This is a genomic window from Campylobacter helveticus (assembly GCF_002080395.1).
Classification (GTDB): Bacteria; Campylobacterota; Campylobacteria; order Campylobacterales; family Campylobacteraceae; genus Campylobacter_D; species Campylobacter_D helveticus.
In genome coordinates this window covers 991,550-1,004,025 of sequence record NZ_CP020478.1, presented here as the reverse complement: position 1 = coordinate 1,004,025, position 12,476 = coordinate 991,550, and the positions used below count along the sequence as shown (strand labels likewise).

The window sequence follows — 12,476 nt, the reverse complement described above, 5'->3', positions numbered from 1 at the left end:
CCATTTTTTCAAGCTTAAAGCTTAATTTACAGTATTTTACCGACACACCAAAATTATTTTTTGAAACTATTTTGAAGTTGCTGAGTTAAAAATTTTTCAAGCTCTCTTATTCTATCTTTAAGCTTATTTTTGTCTATGATATTTCTATTGTTTTGTTGGCAGACTTCATCGCATGTTATTATTTGCAAGGGGATTTTTACTTTTTTCAATGTTTCTTCTTTAAGTTTGTCATTTTTCCTTACTTCACATTTTGTTACAATATCTTTTTCTTTCCCATAATGACCGCTTCCGTGAAATTCTATAACGCAAAAAGGTTTATAATCATTTTTATTAACGAGTAGGTAATCAACTATAAGAGTAGAATAAGCTTGATAAGCTTGGCTTCCGTTTTTACATTCCAAAAAAGCTTTCATACCAACCTGCGGACACACCATTATATTATTCTTTTTTATAAAATCACTCATTGCAAGTTCCCAATAAATTTTACCTTCACCAACCCACATTAAATTTTTTGTTTTTACAAATTCTTGTAAATAGCCTTCTTTGGTAGTGAAATCAGCTTGAGCTTTTCTAATTTCTTTGTTTTGTTCCGCAGTTAATTCTTCACAGATTTCTTCGCCTAAAAAATAAATTGTGTTTTTAGTCTGCTTTTCTTGAGAAACATTATTTATTTTTGCTTTTCTTTGATATGTAAAATGTGTTTGATTATTATTTTTTAATAAAACTAATGCCAAGATAATAATGAAGATACATAAAAATATTAAAGACACTAACATTGTATTTTCTCGTTATTTTAAAATGTCTTTAAACATTATATTCACATTTTTATAAGCCTTATACAAATGTGGATTTTCTTTTATATGTTTAGCTTCTCTTAAAATACTTTCCTCAAATTCTTTCGTGTAACCATTTTCGCTAAGTGTTGTTTTCTTTTTGTCTTTAGTCTTTGTTGGCAATAACTTGTATTCTGCTTTAATACTTTTAGCCATAGCTTCCTTATAACTTTTAAAGTCTTTAAAGCTTTCATACTCTTTATTTTTAAGTTCTTTTAATGCTTTTTGCATAGAACTTTCTTTTGTTTTGCTTTTTGTTGGTATTTGCGTCTTTAATTTTGCATTAGGATAAAGATTAATCACACCTTTTAAAGCCTTAAGTAGCTTTTCGTCTGCGTTATCTATGGTTAAATGAATTTGCATTTTAATTCCTTTCTAATTTTTAGCCTTTTAGCTTTAAGCCACTTGATAAGCTTTGTTTTTAAGCGTTGATTCCACGCTTAAATGACAATCTAAATTTTCCCACTCAATCCCCGTATGATTACAAATAAAACGCCAATTTTTTAATTCTTTTAAACTTGCATTTTCAAGTTCCTTATACCACTTTAAAGGCGTTTGTATAATGCGTTCATCTTCTAAATAAACAATTAAATATTCTTCATCAAATCTTACATTTTTTGCTTTAATTAAAGTATCCATCCTATTTCCTTTCAAATTCATCTTTAGGTTCTTTAATGGTATCAAGGATAAAAGATAAATCTTTGCTTTTAAATTGTTAAACTCAACTTTTAAATTTTCCAAATTTACCTTTGCAAACTCTTCACCTTTCATAATATGAATATGCTTTAGCTCGTGTTCGTTTGAGTAAAAGAAAAAATTTAAAGCCATTGAGTTTTAAAAGTGTTGGCATTTCTTTAATCCTTTAGCTTTAATATGGCTAATTGTAACATATTTATGAAATTTCTTAATAAAAATGCTTATTTATTCTTACTTTCCATAAACATTTTTTCTATTTCCCACCCTCACTACAAAAATCACAAATCTTTCTTTTTCTTTTTTATAAATGACTCTAAAACTTCTATATCTTAATCTATAAAATCCACTCCACTCACCTTTAAGAGCTTTTAATCTTTCATTGATAAGAAGTTGTTTTTCTAGCTCATCATTAAAATCTTGCACGAAATTTTCTAGAAAGGTGAGAATATTTTTTGCTTCACTTTTTCCTATGAGTTTAAAATCTTTAGTAACATTGCTATCAAACTCAAGCTTATAACTCATCAATAAAAGCTTTCATTTCTTTTAAATTAAGGCGTTTATTATTTTGCTTAATCCTTTGTTTTGCAAGCTCTAAATCCAAAGTATCAAAATAAAAATCTAGTGCTTGGGATATAAGACCGCTTTTAGAAACATTAAATTCTTTAGCGAAGACTTTTAATTCTTCGTTAAGGCTGTGAGGCAAACTTATCATTAGCTTATCGGCTTTTAAATTTTCAAGCATTATTTTACCTTTTATATACTTTATTATATAAAAAAGTATATATTATATTAAAAATGCTTAGTTTATTTTTAAAGCAACTTGCATACACTCATCTCTAGAATTGTTGCTATCTTTAAACTCGTGTAACTGTATCAAAATGGAAGAAATCATACTTTCTTCTTTATTGAATATTTTTGAAAGAAATTTTTCAATATTCTCTTTCTTTTCTTCTTTAGAAAAGTTAGAAATACTTGTATAATAAACAAGAATAAAACTACAAAAATAGTTTTGCAAACGCTGGGCTTTATCCCTATCTTTATCTTGTAAAATATTAAAAAATCTTTTTCTTAGATAACTTTGCATACTAAAATCATCAAAATTAGACATTTTGACTATCCATTTGAGCCTTTAAAACGCCTTTTGCATATTTTACAATATCGATATTATTTAATTCTTCTTTACTCATTTTACCAACAATCTTCATAAAATCTTCATCTAACATCTCATTTAAGATATTCTTTAAAGCTACACAAGCATAAAAGACTTTTTCATTATCTTTAATAAACATTTCTTGATTTTTATTGTTAATTCTTTTTTGAGCCGTATCGATAACTTTATCAAGCACTTTGATTTGTTTTTTGATTTTTTCTGCTTCGTTTTCATCTTTAATTAATTTTTGATTATGAGCTAATGTCAAAAAATTAAACTTAGTGTCTATATAAATTCTCTCGCAAAGATTTTTATAAAATTGCTCAAAATTATTACTCTTTTTTTCTTTAATATGCGTCAAATCTTTATCAAATTTTAAATAATCAGCATTTAAGTGCAAAGGCATTAGAGCAATAGAACAAGCTACCGATAATCTTAAAACACTGTCCTTTAGTCCCATACTATAACCTCATTTCAATAAAATTTTAAGCTACATAAGACAAAGCTGTTTTGTCTCCTCTAGCTATATTTGGATTAAATATACGGTATTTTGAGGTGGATTATAAAAACAGCCTCACTGAAATTATAAGCTTTTTTATATTTAAATTATTTTAAATATTTATTTTTCCTCAAACTTTCTATAATAAGCTCTAACCACACCAAAGGCACGGTTAGAAAAAATCTTATTAGCTCTAAAAATCCTCTTTGCTTATTTAGTCTTAGTGAAACCACAAAGCAAACTAAACAAATGCAAAGATAAACACAAGTGTAAAACCCTATATTACATAAACTCATAAACCTTTTTTTATCCTTCTAATCTAATAAGAAATTTGATAGCCAACCAATATTAATTTTTTGAGCTGTTCTAGCCATTTGATATATATTTTCCTCCAATAAAAGTAGGGTTTTAACCACATTATAATGTTTTCCATCGGGACCAATTTCTCTTTGAACTGCCAAAATTGCATTAGTATTATTATCTTTAGTTAGTCGTAAAGGGATAAAAAAGCAAATTTCATTATTATAAATGGCTGGAACGACATTGACCACTTCATTTTTGCGTTTTTTTAAAAAATTCAATTCCCCTTCACATATATATTTAAATATTTTAGGTTGCAATACATCAAAGTCAAGAATATGTTTCAACCTTTGTTTTGCCCTTGCTGATACATGTTCATCGTTAAATCTTACATCTAAGTCTGGATTAAAAACTATTTTTTCTTGAAAATCTTCACAAGTTTCAAGAATTTTTGGTAGATTTAAATCTTTCAAAAAGAAATGTCCTCCAGAACAAAAATCTTTAAATTTATATCCTTCTTTGTATATTTCACAATAAGCATATATTGGAGAATCGGAATCGGCATAGTATAGTCCTGTATGAAAACACATTTTTGATTTGTCATCGTTATATGAAATCAAATTTGGAAAATCTGGATTTTCATAAATAAATTCAAAATATTTTAAAAAATAATTATAAAGCACATTGTTGCCTTTCCCCCAATTTTCTAGCGAAGCTTTTCTTGCCAATTTAGAAATTTGCAAATCTATGTCAGGTATATAAACAATTTGAAACAATTTTGGTTTCTCTGCCGATGTTGATTTATTTATTTTTGATTTGCTTGGTAATGGTTTGTCTAATTTTGCATTATTTTGTTGAGCTGTATCATTGACATTTTTCTTGCCAACTATATAAACTACACTAGGCTCATCTTCTTTTGTATGGATTTCATAACCCATTTTTTCAAAAATAGTTTTTAATTTTGTATTTTTTGGTAATGTTATATCATATTTATCTTTCATATAGGCACTAACATTAGAGGTTGTTACACGCTCGTTTGTTTTGCTTAACTCGTTAAAGGCTTCTGCAGCTTTTTCCATAATTTGTTCCATAAAATATCCTTAAAAAATAAATATCTTAAATTTTCAAGAAACATTATAATATAACTTAATTTATGTATAGTAATAATAATATGTTATAATATCGACAAATATTTTTAATTTACGATAAGAAAGGAAATCCATGAATACACCACGCATAAATGCGGGGGGGGGGGGGGGGGGTAAAGCCCCTGCAATCATTTAACCTCGCAGATTATCTAATCGGTCAGCTTTACGCTTTTTCACAAAGCAAAGATAAGGCTGAGAAACTTAAGGTTTTACTTGAAATTATATCTAGCATAGAAAATCACACCGCTTACAAGTTAGATATTTCAAGTTGCACTCGCTCTACTCAAAAATTTGATGACGAGGATATAATGAAATTCTTACTCCATTATATCCATAACATTATTGTTTATGAGGATTATTCGGCACTTACACAAATTGCCAATCTCATTTTTGACCTCGGATACAATCCTAATCAATACTTAAAAAGCAAAGGGGGCAAAAGATGATATTTCAATACCTCAAATTTGAAAACAAAAATGTAAGAGTGATTGTAGATGATAATGATGAAATAATGGTTTGCTTTTTAGACATTGTAGCACTTTTAAAGCTAATTACTATAAGCCATTATAGAAATTATTTCAGAAATCAATTTGGCGAAGAGGCATTTCGTATTTTTCTTGTCAAATCCGCAAATTCAAGCAATAAAGCAAACACATTATTCACAAAACTTGAATATGTTATTCATCTTGCAGAGCATATTCACAATAGAAAAATGCACCGTAAAGATACTGCAAAATTACAAGCTTGGCTTAAAGCCTTGCCTGAGTTGGTAAAACAATCAAAAATTACCGAAAAACAAATTGTTAGAGAAACAAAACAAGATTTTGATAGTGTTATTAATATTGAAGTAGTTGAAGAAACAACTTTTCCTAGCATTTCTTTGCCAAATCAAGCTCAAATAACACAAGCTGTTGAAAATGATTATCCAAAATGCAATGGCTTTTTTTATAAAAATTATGAGCTTGATATAATGGTAATTTATGAAAAAATATTTTTTGCTCTTAACACGGTTAAAGCAGTTCTTAGACTTGAAAATGACACCGAGCTTTTATATTTCTTGCAAAGCTTTACCCAAGAAGAACTTAAAAAGGCTAAATTTAGAACCTTTAAAGAAAGTCATATCAAAAGAGAAGTTGATGAAATTTATGTGGAATTTAAAGCTCTTAAAAGTCTTATTTATAAGTTAAAAACTCAAGAAGCTTTAGAATTTTTAAAATGCTTGGCAAAAAATATTATTCCAAATTTAAAGCATAATTATTTACAATATGAAAGAACACAAGAAGACATCGCTAGAGAAAATGCTTTTTTAAATTATGATAACCCTGAAGATAGTTTGGAAGAAAAAGCTGAGGATAGTTCTCTTAAAAGCAATCAACTTATTTTTCAAAGAGAGGGGCAAGAGATAAGGATTATCAAAGATGAGAGTGGAGAACCACTTTTTTGCTTAAGAGATATTTGTGATAGTTTGAAAATGGAAAACCCTGCTAATATCAAAAATGCTATTTTAAAGGAATTTGAGCTACCTATATTAAATATATGTAGCTTTAACACAGGTTATGGCATTAAAGAATTTACAATGATAACCGAACCACAACTTTATTTTATGCTTATGCGTAGTGATAAACCAAAGGCTAGAGATTTTAGGCAATGGGTCATTAATGAAGTTTTACCTAGCATTAGAAAGAGTGGGAGTTATAGCGTAAATAATTCAAAAGAAAATCATCACTATGAAAAAGCACCCACCCATATTCTCTCACACAAAGAGTCTTTAAAACTCGCCTTAGAATACTTAGACAAAAGTGAAGCTTTAAGAATTGAAAACGAACAGCTTAAACTTGAAAATGAAAGATTGAGAAAGGTTTTTGATAGGGGAGGTGGTCTATTATTTACGCAACTTGCAAAGGTGTGTCATATTGAAGAAGATGAGCTTAGAAAGGTGCTACTTGGCTACAATATCATTTCTTATTTTGATAAGAAGATGATAGCTACAGCCTATGCCATTGAAAAAGGCTATGCAAAGATGAAGCTAACCGATAGTCGTCCTAATATGTATGTGCAAGTTGTTTTTTCGCCTAAGACCGTTAAAAATATAGAAATCTATAAAATAGAGGGACTAAAAGAGGATTTGTTTTAGTTTAATTCTAAATGGGCTTACAAAATAAGCCTATCTTTAGTTTTTGTTGCATATACTTTTTAGAAAAGTTATACATTAAAGGATAAATATGTTGGCAAAGGTTTTTAAAAGTGGCAATTCTATGGCAATTAGAATCCCAAAAGCCATTGATTTGAAAAACATTAAAGAATTTGATATACAAGTTTTAGATAATAATTTAATTCTTGGTCCTAAAAAGCAAAAAAATGAGTGGCAAAGCTTCTTTAAAGCACTCGGTGATTTCAAAGAGCCTTTAAAAAGAGAAAAAGATGAAATTCCACAAAGTAGAGATTTAAGTTTTGACTATTTTAACCAAACAAACAATAGCTAAAGCAAAAGCGAAAATTCCAAATAAAGCAACATAAATTCCCATTTTTACTCATCCATTTCTAGCTTATTTTTTAATTGCTCTTGCTTTTCAGGTGGTAATTTTTCAAAATCATTTCTAATTTTGTTTAAAGCAGGGGAGTTTTCAAGTGTGTAATATTTTGGAGCGTCTAAACTCTCTTTATCTAAGCTTTCTTTTTTTGTTTTCATCTTTGCCTTCATAGTTTTAGTAAGACCTCTTTAGAGCAGGTAAAAATCCCTCTTTAACATTTTCAATAATAATAGCCATAACATATCCTTTAATCTTTGTCTATATCTATCGCAGTTTTAAGAGCCATAATAGGAATTATGAAAAGAGATAAAGCCATAAGATACACTATAATTTCAGCCATTTATAAATCCTCCAATCTATCAATTTCTTATTGATTTTTTAATCTTATTTTTTACTTGGCGTGGTGTTATTTTTCTTTCTCTTTATCCATATCAAACAAAGTTTTAAGAGCTAATAAGGGGATAGCTAAAACAAAGGAAGCTAAAATAAATACTAAGACTTCAGCCATTACAAATTCTCTTTAAAAATTTTACTTTGAAATTGCGATAGCTCCATATAAGCATAATCCGCAAAATGTTAAAATCGCAAAAATAGCTATAAAAAGTGCCATTAATCCAGCCTTTCCAACTCATCAAGTTTTTTAGCAATGTATTTAATTAGCTTTTTCAAGCATTTTAAGAAACATCAAGGCAGAACCAAAAAAAGCAATTAAAGCAAAAATGGCACATAGTATTCCTAACATTATTCTAACTCCTCAATTTGTTTTAAAATCTTGTATATTCTTTTGCTAAAAACATACAACAGGATACAAGCGAGAATAATACCTAAAGCAATAAATAATGCTTGTATCAAATTAACACGACTATAATTTAACACGAGTAACCAAAAATACCAAATAATGCAGTAAGAAAAGCTAACACTAACGCTTTTAAAATATCAATTTCTATCTTTTTTACTCATAACAAAAATTATAACACAATTCGCTATGAAAGACAATAATCTTTATAATAAAATAATTGTAAGAAAATGCGTTTATATATCATTACCAAAAATAAAAGCAAATAAATTAAATTTGTTAAATTAGTTTATTTGTGCTATATTTTTAACCATGAAGGACTTGTTAAAAGAATTGGGTAAGCTTTCTTTTGATTTTGCAAAAATCGTTTTTGCCTTGGGGATTATAACCCCATTATTCAAAGATGGAAGCTATAATATTTTAAGCCTAGTATCAACAATAGCCCTTGTGATATTTGGTGCATACTTAACTTATAAAGGGAGTAAATAATGGAGGCTTTAGATTTAGCATATAAAATCATTATTGGTATTTGTGTTATGGGGTGCATAGCTTTATATTTTTACAACCCAAAAGACACGAAAAAAAATCATAGTTAAATTTAAAACTTCAGTTTATCCTAGTAACTTCAAAATATAACCTTAACTATGCCAATAAAGTGCCTATTTCCCATATTTACGCTTGAAAAATTTATCAAAATATGCTACAACTATGTCATATAAATGCAAGGAAAAACAATGGAAGCTAAAACTTTAGATATAGACACACTCAAAGACATTTTGAAAGAAATTCAAATTGTAAGAAATATAATCTTCATATGGCGAAAAAAGATGAATTAAAAGTTATGATTGATTTATATAAAGCTATTTTGTTAAGTTTTCTTACTGCTTTATTTGGTGTATTAGGTTGCACCTTTATCAATTTTGAAAACTTTACAAAATACAAAATTATAATTATTTCAAGCGTTGCAATTTTGTTTTTTATATGTGTGATTGTTTTTTAGTATATTTTGTTGGTCAAAAACTAATTTGCGGTAGTTTAAAATAAAAACAATTAACCTTTCTATTTTATAATTATAAAATAATTATAATAAGGAAAAAATAATGACAAAGCTAATTCAAATCGGTAGTTCTTATGGGATTCGAATCCCTAAGCTTTTGATAGAGAAAGCTAATTTGCGTAATAGTGTCATTGATTTACAAATTGTAGAAGAAGGCTTATTGCTTAAAACAAAAAATGTTAGAAGTGGTTGGGATAGTGAAGCTTTAAGAAAAGAGGCTAAAAAAGAAAAGGTAAATGAGGATTATTTGAGTGAAGATTTAAAAGAGTGGCAATGGTAAAATGGCAACAATTTGATATTGTTTGGATTGATTTAAATCCCACTCGTGGAGCAGAAATAGAAAAGATTAGACCTTGTGTTATTATATCCCCTAATGAACTTTGTTATCTTAAAACAAGATTGATTGCACCCATTAGCTCAAAAGGTTTTGAAGCACCTTATAGAGTGAATTTTACTCTTGAAAATAAGAAAGCTAAAATTTTATGCGACCAAATAAGATGTGTTAGTATTGAAAGATTTAAAAATAAAATTGCTGTTTTGGAGCCAAAAAAGCAAAAAGAATTGAAAGAGATTTTAAGGCAAATGTTTGAGTAGATTTTTCCAAGAATTACCACAATGTAAAATAGAAGTGTTTTTAGATGATTTGATAAAAATATTTGACGAAAGATTGTTGGATTGTTGTTAAAAGAAGTGGGCGACAAGGACGCCCATTGAATTACGCTACAATTACAACAATAAAACATTAAAGGAAAGTTGAGTTTTAAAAAGCAAGCAAAGAAAGCTTTTAGTCTTAAAACCCTAACTGTCCTTTCTTATATTCTTCCAAACCTTTAAGCAAGGTAAAAAGCATATCCGATTCTATAGCCCCCTCAATCGGTGTGCCTATAACAATGCCTGTGGGAGTGAGTATATAAGTGGTAGGTGTAACGCCTTTAAAGATTAAATCTTTAGGGATTACGCCACCATTTTCTAAATCAGCTATGCTAACGATGAAATTATCCTCTAAATATTTCATTAAGGCTGTATTATTCATCACATCATTTAAAAGCTTATGACAATGCTGACACTGATTTGAAACTACAAAAAACACCATAAGCTTTGCCTCTTTTAAGGCTTGTTTTTGAGCCGTGTAAATATCATCATAGATTTTAGCCTCTAAAGTAAGAGGACTTAAGGCTAATAGTAATGCTAGGCATAAAATTTTAAATGTTTTCATTGTTGTGTCCTTAAAAATAATTTTTAGCTTTAAAGTTCGCCCTCATTGCTTCTTTTTCGTTAGGAAAATATGGATTTGGGGATTCCTTAGAAGTATAATCATTTGGGTCAATGGGGTCATTATTTTTATAAAGCCACTTTTTTTTGACTTCCTCGTTGTATTTTTCAATAGCTCTTTTAGAAAGCTCTTCAAAAAAATCTTTATGAAATTCATAGAATAAAGTTCCCCTTATGAGTCTAACTAAGTGTATAATTTTACATGCCGTATAATCTTCTTCGTATTCAATTTCTAATGCGTATCTAATCTTTTTAAATAGTTTTTTATCTTTATAGGTTCCTATTTTTCTATATTTAGATAATCGGTCCTTATCTGCTTGCCACTTAATAGAAAAATGTCCTTTACCTAAATGATAGATATAAAACATATCTAAATGAGGAGCATAAAAAATAAAGGATAATTCTTCATCTCTTGATGAGACAAAATCCTCTAAAATATCCCCCTCATAGATTTCTTTTCCATTAGTGTCCTTAGCTCCTACTTTTTTCAACTCCATTGTTTGAGTGTCTTCTAACTGCATTGTCAATCCTTTTAAATTTTAATTTTAACTAGGATAGCCCTTAGTCCCTGTTGGTGTTTGCTACAAGCTCTATTAATAATATTGCTCTTCGCATAGATTAATCACACCCTAAAAGCTACCCTAGAGTAAAAGCAAGATTTAGTTTTGCTCTTAGTTTAGGATAGTGGTAGTTTATTTACTTAAAAAAGCTCCACCTTGTTTTTCTCTATCAATTCTTACTTTAGCTAAGTAACTTAGCATTGTTTCGTATTTGATTTTATTTTTATGACTTAGTATTTTAGAGTTTTGCAAAAGTGCTTTAAGACTTTTTTCTTCTATGGCTTTAATTAATCCTTGATGGACTAGATAGGATTTAAATTCTTCTTGTTGTCTTAGACTGAGTTTTCTATAATGGTGTTTATCTTTTAATTCACTAATAGCTGTTTCTATAAAAAGGGCGGCACTATGTAAATCATTATGAAAGCTCAGTTTATAGTGAAGCACAAAGTCAAGTAGGGTGTTTAAGAGTTTATCTTCTATACCTAATCCTATTTGATTTAGGATAATGATTTTTGCTTTTTCCTTCATTGTTAATTTCCTTCATAAAAGTTTTGATTCATATTTTTAAGTAAGCGTTCTAAGCCCTCACTTTTTGCTTCTCGATTAATTGCTTTTAAAGCATAATCAATACTAGTTAAACCATAAGCGATAAAAACCTCTTCGTTTTCATCAGGGTTTTGTGGGAGGGCTTGATAATCCTCTAGGATAGGATTGTAATTTTTAATAAAGATAACGGCTGGGACTTTAGTGATATTATAATGCTTAGTGATTTTAGGATTGATTTGTATATTGTAATAATAGACATTGTCCTTATCTTGCTTATCTTTATTGTTTGGGTTTTTAATGAGTAAGTCTTGGATATATAATCTTGTAGGATTAATATAACGCACATCATTACCCACTAAGCCACGAAGCACAAAGGTAATGTCGGTATTAACATTTTGAAGCAATTTAAAATAATTTTGTATGCTTTGTTTTGACATAGATGAGGAAATCACAATAAAAAGCTTTTCATTAGGATTAAGGTATTTGTTTTGAGAGATTAGGTGCTTTTGATTTTCCATTTGATTGATTAGCTCTTTTGTGTTTTTAGAATATGCACCTAAATATTCACTAAAGTTCATACTCTTATCGTGCAAGATATAATCTTCATTTTTATGCACTTCTTTTAAAAAGCTCTCGCTTCGTCTTAGATTTGAGACTTCTTTAGCACTCTTGTTTGCTTCCTTACTTTCATAAAAGCTAGGATTATATCTTTCATTGATTTGTTCTTTACTAAGATTAGTATCCCCTCTTAATTTTGTGAGATTAAAATCTTTGGTGTTTTTATAGAGCGTATCAGTAGAGATTTGATTTTGCATTGCGGCTTTATCTTTAAGGTATTTGTTTTCAAAGATTTGTTCTTTGGTAAGATTATCCTCTGCACTTAAACACAAAGCAAAGCTTGTTAAAAATAAAATGGCTTTTTTCATCGTTTTTTAGAGATTAAAGAAGTTTAGGTATAATTTCATTAGGGTGCAACGCCAAAGGGCTGCAACCCGATGGCGTTAATTTACCGCCCTGTTGGGAGGTGAGTTAATTGAACCACTCAATTCTAGTGATTGTTATTATACTACTATGTATAATTGTTGTCA

General features: G+C 28.7%; 19 protein-coding genes. 5 read left to right on the top strand and 14 right to left on the bottom strand.

Going from position 1 to position 12,476, the window contains the following annotated elements:
* Positions 1-53 precede the first annotated feature (53 nt).
* From CHELV3228_RS05405 to CHELV3228_RS05365, 9 genes are all read right to left on the bottom strand, one after another.
* Positions 54-776: a DUF2726 domain-containing protein gene (locus tag CHELV3228_RS05405; protein WP_082199891.1), complete on the bottom strand. Its 723-nt coding sequence runs from the start codon at positions 774-776 to the stop codon at positions 54-56.
* A gap of 12 nt (positions 777-788) precedes the next feature.
* Complete coding sequence (locus CHELV3228_RS05400; protein WP_082199890.1) at positions 789-1,196, bottom strand: hypothetical protein; 408 nt, start codon at positions 1,194-1,196, stop codon at positions 789-791.
* A gap of 33 nt (positions 1,197-1,229) precedes the next feature.
* Positions 1,230-1,661 carry a DUF2442 domain-containing protein gene (locus tag CHELV3228_RS05395; RefSeq protein ID WP_082199889.1) on the bottom strand — a complete coding sequence of 144 codons (432 nt, stop codon included), beginning with the start codon at positions 1,659-1,661 and terminating at the stop codon, positions 1,230-1,232.
* A 99-nt stretch (positions 1,662-1,760) separates the two neighbouring features.
* Positions 1,761-2,051 carry a type II toxin-antitoxin system RelE family toxin gene (locus tag CHELV3228_RS05390; RefSeq protein ID WP_082199888.1) on the bottom strand — a complete coding sequence of 97 codons (291 nt, stop codon included), beginning with the start codon at positions 2,049-2,051 and terminating at the stop codon, positions 1,761-1,763.
* Positions 2,041-2,271, bottom strand: coding sequence for a CopG family transcriptional regulator (locus CHELV3228_RS05385; protein WP_082199887.1), 231 nt, complete (start codon positions 2,269-2,271; stop codon positions 2,041-2,043). The genes CHELV3228_RS05390 and CHELV3228_RS05385 overlap by 11 nt, the downstream gene beginning before the upstream one ends.
* Before the next feature lie 57 nt (positions 2,272-2,328).
* Positions 2,329-2,637, bottom strand: a complete 309-nt coding sequence (locus CHELV3228_RS05380) for a hypothetical protein (protein WP_234981001.1) — start codon at positions 2,635-2,637, stop codon at positions 2,329-2,331.
* Entirely contained in the window at positions 2,630-3,139 is a 510-nt protein-coding gene (locus CHELV3228_RS05375) for a hypothetical protein (protein WP_082199886.1), read from the bottom strand. Before CHELV3228_RS05375 ends, CHELV3228_RS05380 begins: the two co-directional genes overlap by 8 nt.
* Before the next feature lie 146 nt (positions 3,140-3,285).
* Positions 3,286-3,474: a hypothetical protein gene (locus CHELV3228_RS05370; RefSeq protein WP_082199885.1), complete on the bottom strand. Its 189-nt coding sequence runs from the start codon at positions 3,472-3,474 to the stop codon at positions 3,286-3,288.
* Positions 3,475-3,492: 18 nt separating this feature from the next.
* Positions 3,493-4,569, bottom strand: a complete 1,077-nt coding sequence (locus CHELV3228_RS05365) for a DUF3825 domain-containing protein (RefSeq protein ID WP_082199884.1) — start codon at positions 4,567-4,569, stop codon at positions 3,493-3,495.
* 149 nt (positions 4,570-4,718) lie between these two features.
* On the opposite strand from CHELV3228_RS05365, the gene CHELV3228_RS05360 reads away from it, so the two are divergent.
* The 3 genes from CHELV3228_RS05360 to CHELV3228_RS05350 all read left to right on the top strand — a co-directional run bounded on the left by CHELV3228_RS05360 (position 4,719) and on the right by CHELV3228_RS05350 (position 7,109).
* Complete coding sequence (locus tag CHELV3228_RS05360) at positions 4,719-5,072, top strand: hypothetical protein (RefSeq protein WP_082199883.1); 354 nt, start codon at positions 4,719-4,721, stop codon at positions 5,070-5,072.
* Positions 5,069-6,760, top strand: coding sequence for a BRO-N domain-containing protein (locus CHELV3228_RS05355; RefSeq protein ID WP_082199882.1), 1,692 nt, complete (start codon positions 5,069-5,071; stop codon positions 6,758-6,760). Before CHELV3228_RS05360 ends, CHELV3228_RS05355 begins: the two co-directional genes overlap by 4 nt.
* 88 nt (positions 6,761-6,848) lie before the next feature.
* The gene (locus CHELV3228_RS05350) at positions 6,849-7,109 is read left to right on the top strand and encodes an AbrB/MazE/SpoVT family DNA-binding domain-containing protein (protein WP_082199881.1); all 261 of its coding nucleotides are present in this window, start codon (positions 6,849-6,851) and stop codon (positions 7,107-7,109) included.
* Positions 7,110-7,153: 44 nt separating this feature from the next.
* Here the strand turns inward: CHELV3228_RS05350 and CHELV3228_RS10080 are convergent, their stop codons facing one another.
* The gene (locus CHELV3228_RS10080; RefSeq protein ID WP_156890193.1) at positions 7,154-7,315 is read right to left on the bottom strand and encodes a hypothetical protein; all 162 of its coding nucleotides are present in this window, start codon (positions 7,313-7,315) and stop codon (positions 7,154-7,156) included.
* 1,738 nt (positions 7,316-9,053) lie between these two features.
* On the opposite strand from CHELV3228_RS10080, the gene CHELV3228_RS05340 reads away from it, so the two are divergent.
* On the top strand, positions 9,054-9,290 hold the full coding sequence (locus CHELV3228_RS05340; protein ID WP_082199557.1) for an AbrB/MazE/SpoVT family DNA-binding domain-containing protein: 237 nt from the start codon (positions 9,054-9,056) through the stop codon (positions 9,288-9,290).
* Positions 9,284-9,604: a type II toxin-antitoxin system PemK/MazF family toxin gene (locus CHELV3228_RS05335; protein ID WP_082199556.1), complete on the top strand. Its 321-nt coding sequence runs from the start codon at positions 9,284-9,286 to the stop codon at positions 9,602-9,604. Before CHELV3228_RS05340 ends, CHELV3228_RS05335 begins: the two co-directional genes overlap by 7 nt.
* A gap of 196 nt (positions 9,605-9,800) precedes the next feature.
* On the opposite strand, the gene CHELV3228_RS05330 is transcribed toward CHELV3228_RS05335, so the two are convergent.
* The 4 genes from CHELV3228_RS05330 to CHELV3228_RS05315 all read right to left on the bottom strand — a co-directional run bounded on the left by CHELV3228_RS05330 (position 9,801) and on the right by CHELV3228_RS05315 (position 12,314).
* Positions 9,801-10,226, bottom strand: coding sequence for a thioredoxin domain-containing protein (locus CHELV3228_RS05330; RefSeq protein ID WP_082199879.1), 426 nt, complete (start codon positions 10,224-10,226; stop codon positions 9,801-9,803).
* A 10-nt stretch (positions 10,227-10,236) separates the two neighbouring features.
* A complete protein-coding gene (locus CHELV3228_RS05325) occupies positions 10,237-10,803 on the bottom strand; it encodes a YopX family protein (RefSeq protein ID WP_082199878.1) in 567 nt (188 codons plus the stop codon).
* Positions 10,804-10,974: 171 nt separating this feature from the next.
* Complete coding sequence (locus CHELV3228_RS05320) at positions 10,975-11,370, bottom strand: hypothetical protein (protein ID WP_082199877.1); 396 nt, start codon at positions 11,368-11,370, stop codon at positions 10,975-10,977.
* 2 nt (positions 11,371-11,372) lie between these two features.
* Complete coding sequence (locus CHELV3228_RS05315) at positions 11,373-12,314, bottom strand: TrbC family F-type conjugative pilus assembly protein (RefSeq protein ID WP_082199876.1); 942 nt, start codon at positions 12,312-12,314, stop codon at positions 11,373-11,375.
* Positions 12,315-12,476: the final 162 nt, after the last annotated feature.

Excerpts from the sequence above, each read along its gene's own strand:
- CHELV3228_RS05395 (WP_082199889.1), bottom strand. The coding sequence starts at position 1,661 with ATGGCTTTAAATTTTTTCTTTTACTCAAACGAACACGAGCTAAAGCAT.
- CHELV3228_RS05340 (WP_082199557.1), top strand. The coding sequence starts at position 9,054 with ATGACAAAGCTAATTCAAATCGGTAGTTCTTATGGGATTCGAATCCCT.
- CHELV3228_RS05360 (WP_082199883.1), top strand. The coding sequence starts at position 4,719 with ATGCGGGGGGGGGGGGGGGGGGTAAAGCCCCTGCAATCATTTAACCTC.
- CHELV3228_RS05405 (WP_082199891.1), bottom strand. The coding sequence starts at position 776 with ATGTTAGTGTCTTTAATATTTTTATGTATCTTCATTATTATCTTGGCA.
- CHELV3228_RS10080 (WP_156890193.1), bottom strand. The coding sequence starts at position 7,315 with ATGAAAACAAAAAAAGAAAGCTTAGATAAAGAGAGTTTAGACGCTCCA.
- CHELV3228_RS05365 (WP_082199884.1), bottom strand. The coding sequence starts at position 4,569 with ATGGAACAAATTATGGAAAAAGCTGCAGAAGCCTTTAACGAGTTAAGC.
- CHELV3228_RS05390 (WP_082199888.1), bottom strand. The coding sequence starts at position 2,051 with ATGAGTTATAAGCTTGAGTTTGATAGCAATGTTACTAAAGATTTTAAA.
- CHELV3228_RS05325 (WP_082199878.1), bottom strand. The coding sequence starts at position 10,803 with ATGCAGTTAGAAGACACTCAAACAATGGAGTTGAAAAAAGTAGGAGCT.
- CHELV3228_RS05320 (WP_082199877.1), bottom strand. The coding sequence starts at position 11,370 with ATGAAGGAAAAAGCAAAAATCATTATCCTAAATCAAATAGGATTAGGT.
- CHELV3228_RS05355 (WP_082199882.1), top strand. The coding sequence starts at position 5,069 with ATGATATTTCAATACCTCAAATTTGAAAACAAAAATGTAAGAGTGATT.
- CHELV3228_RS05335 (WP_082199556.1), top strand. The coding sequence starts at position 9,284 with ATGGTAAAATGGCAACAATTTGATATTGTTTGGATTGATTTAAATCCC.
- CHELV3228_RS05350 (WP_082199881.1), top strand. The coding sequence starts at position 6,849 with ATGTTGGCAAAGGTTTTTAAAAGTGGCAATTCTATGGCAATTAGAATC.
- CHELV3228_RS05400 (WP_082199890.1), bottom strand. The coding sequence starts at position 1,196 with ATGCAAATTCATTTAACCATAGATAACGCAGACGAAAAGCTACTTAAG.
- CHELV3228_RS05330 (WP_082199879.1), bottom strand. The coding sequence starts at position 10,226 with ATGAAAACATTTAAAATTTTATGCCTAGCATTACTATTAGCCTTAAGT.
- CHELV3228_RS05315 (WP_082199876.1), bottom strand. The coding sequence starts at position 12,314 with ATGAAAAAAGCCATTTTATTTTTAACAAGCTTTGCTTTGTGTTTAAGT.
- CHELV3228_RS05375 (WP_082199886.1), bottom strand. The coding sequence starts at position 3,139 with ATGGGACTAAAGGACAGTGTTTTAAGATTATCGGTAGCTTGTTCTATT.
- CHELV3228_RS05380 (WP_234981001.1), bottom strand. The coding sequence starts at position 2,637 with ATGTCTAATTTTGATGATTTTAGTATGCAAAGTTATCTAAGAAAAAGA.
- CHELV3228_RS05385 (WP_082199887.1), bottom strand. The coding sequence starts at position 2,271 with ATGCTTGAAAATTTAAAAGCCGATAAGCTAATGATAAGTTTGCCTCAC.
- CHELV3228_RS05370 (WP_082199885.1), bottom strand. The coding sequence starts at position 3,474 with ATGAGTTTATGTAATATAGGGTTTTACACTTGTGTTTATCTTTGCATT.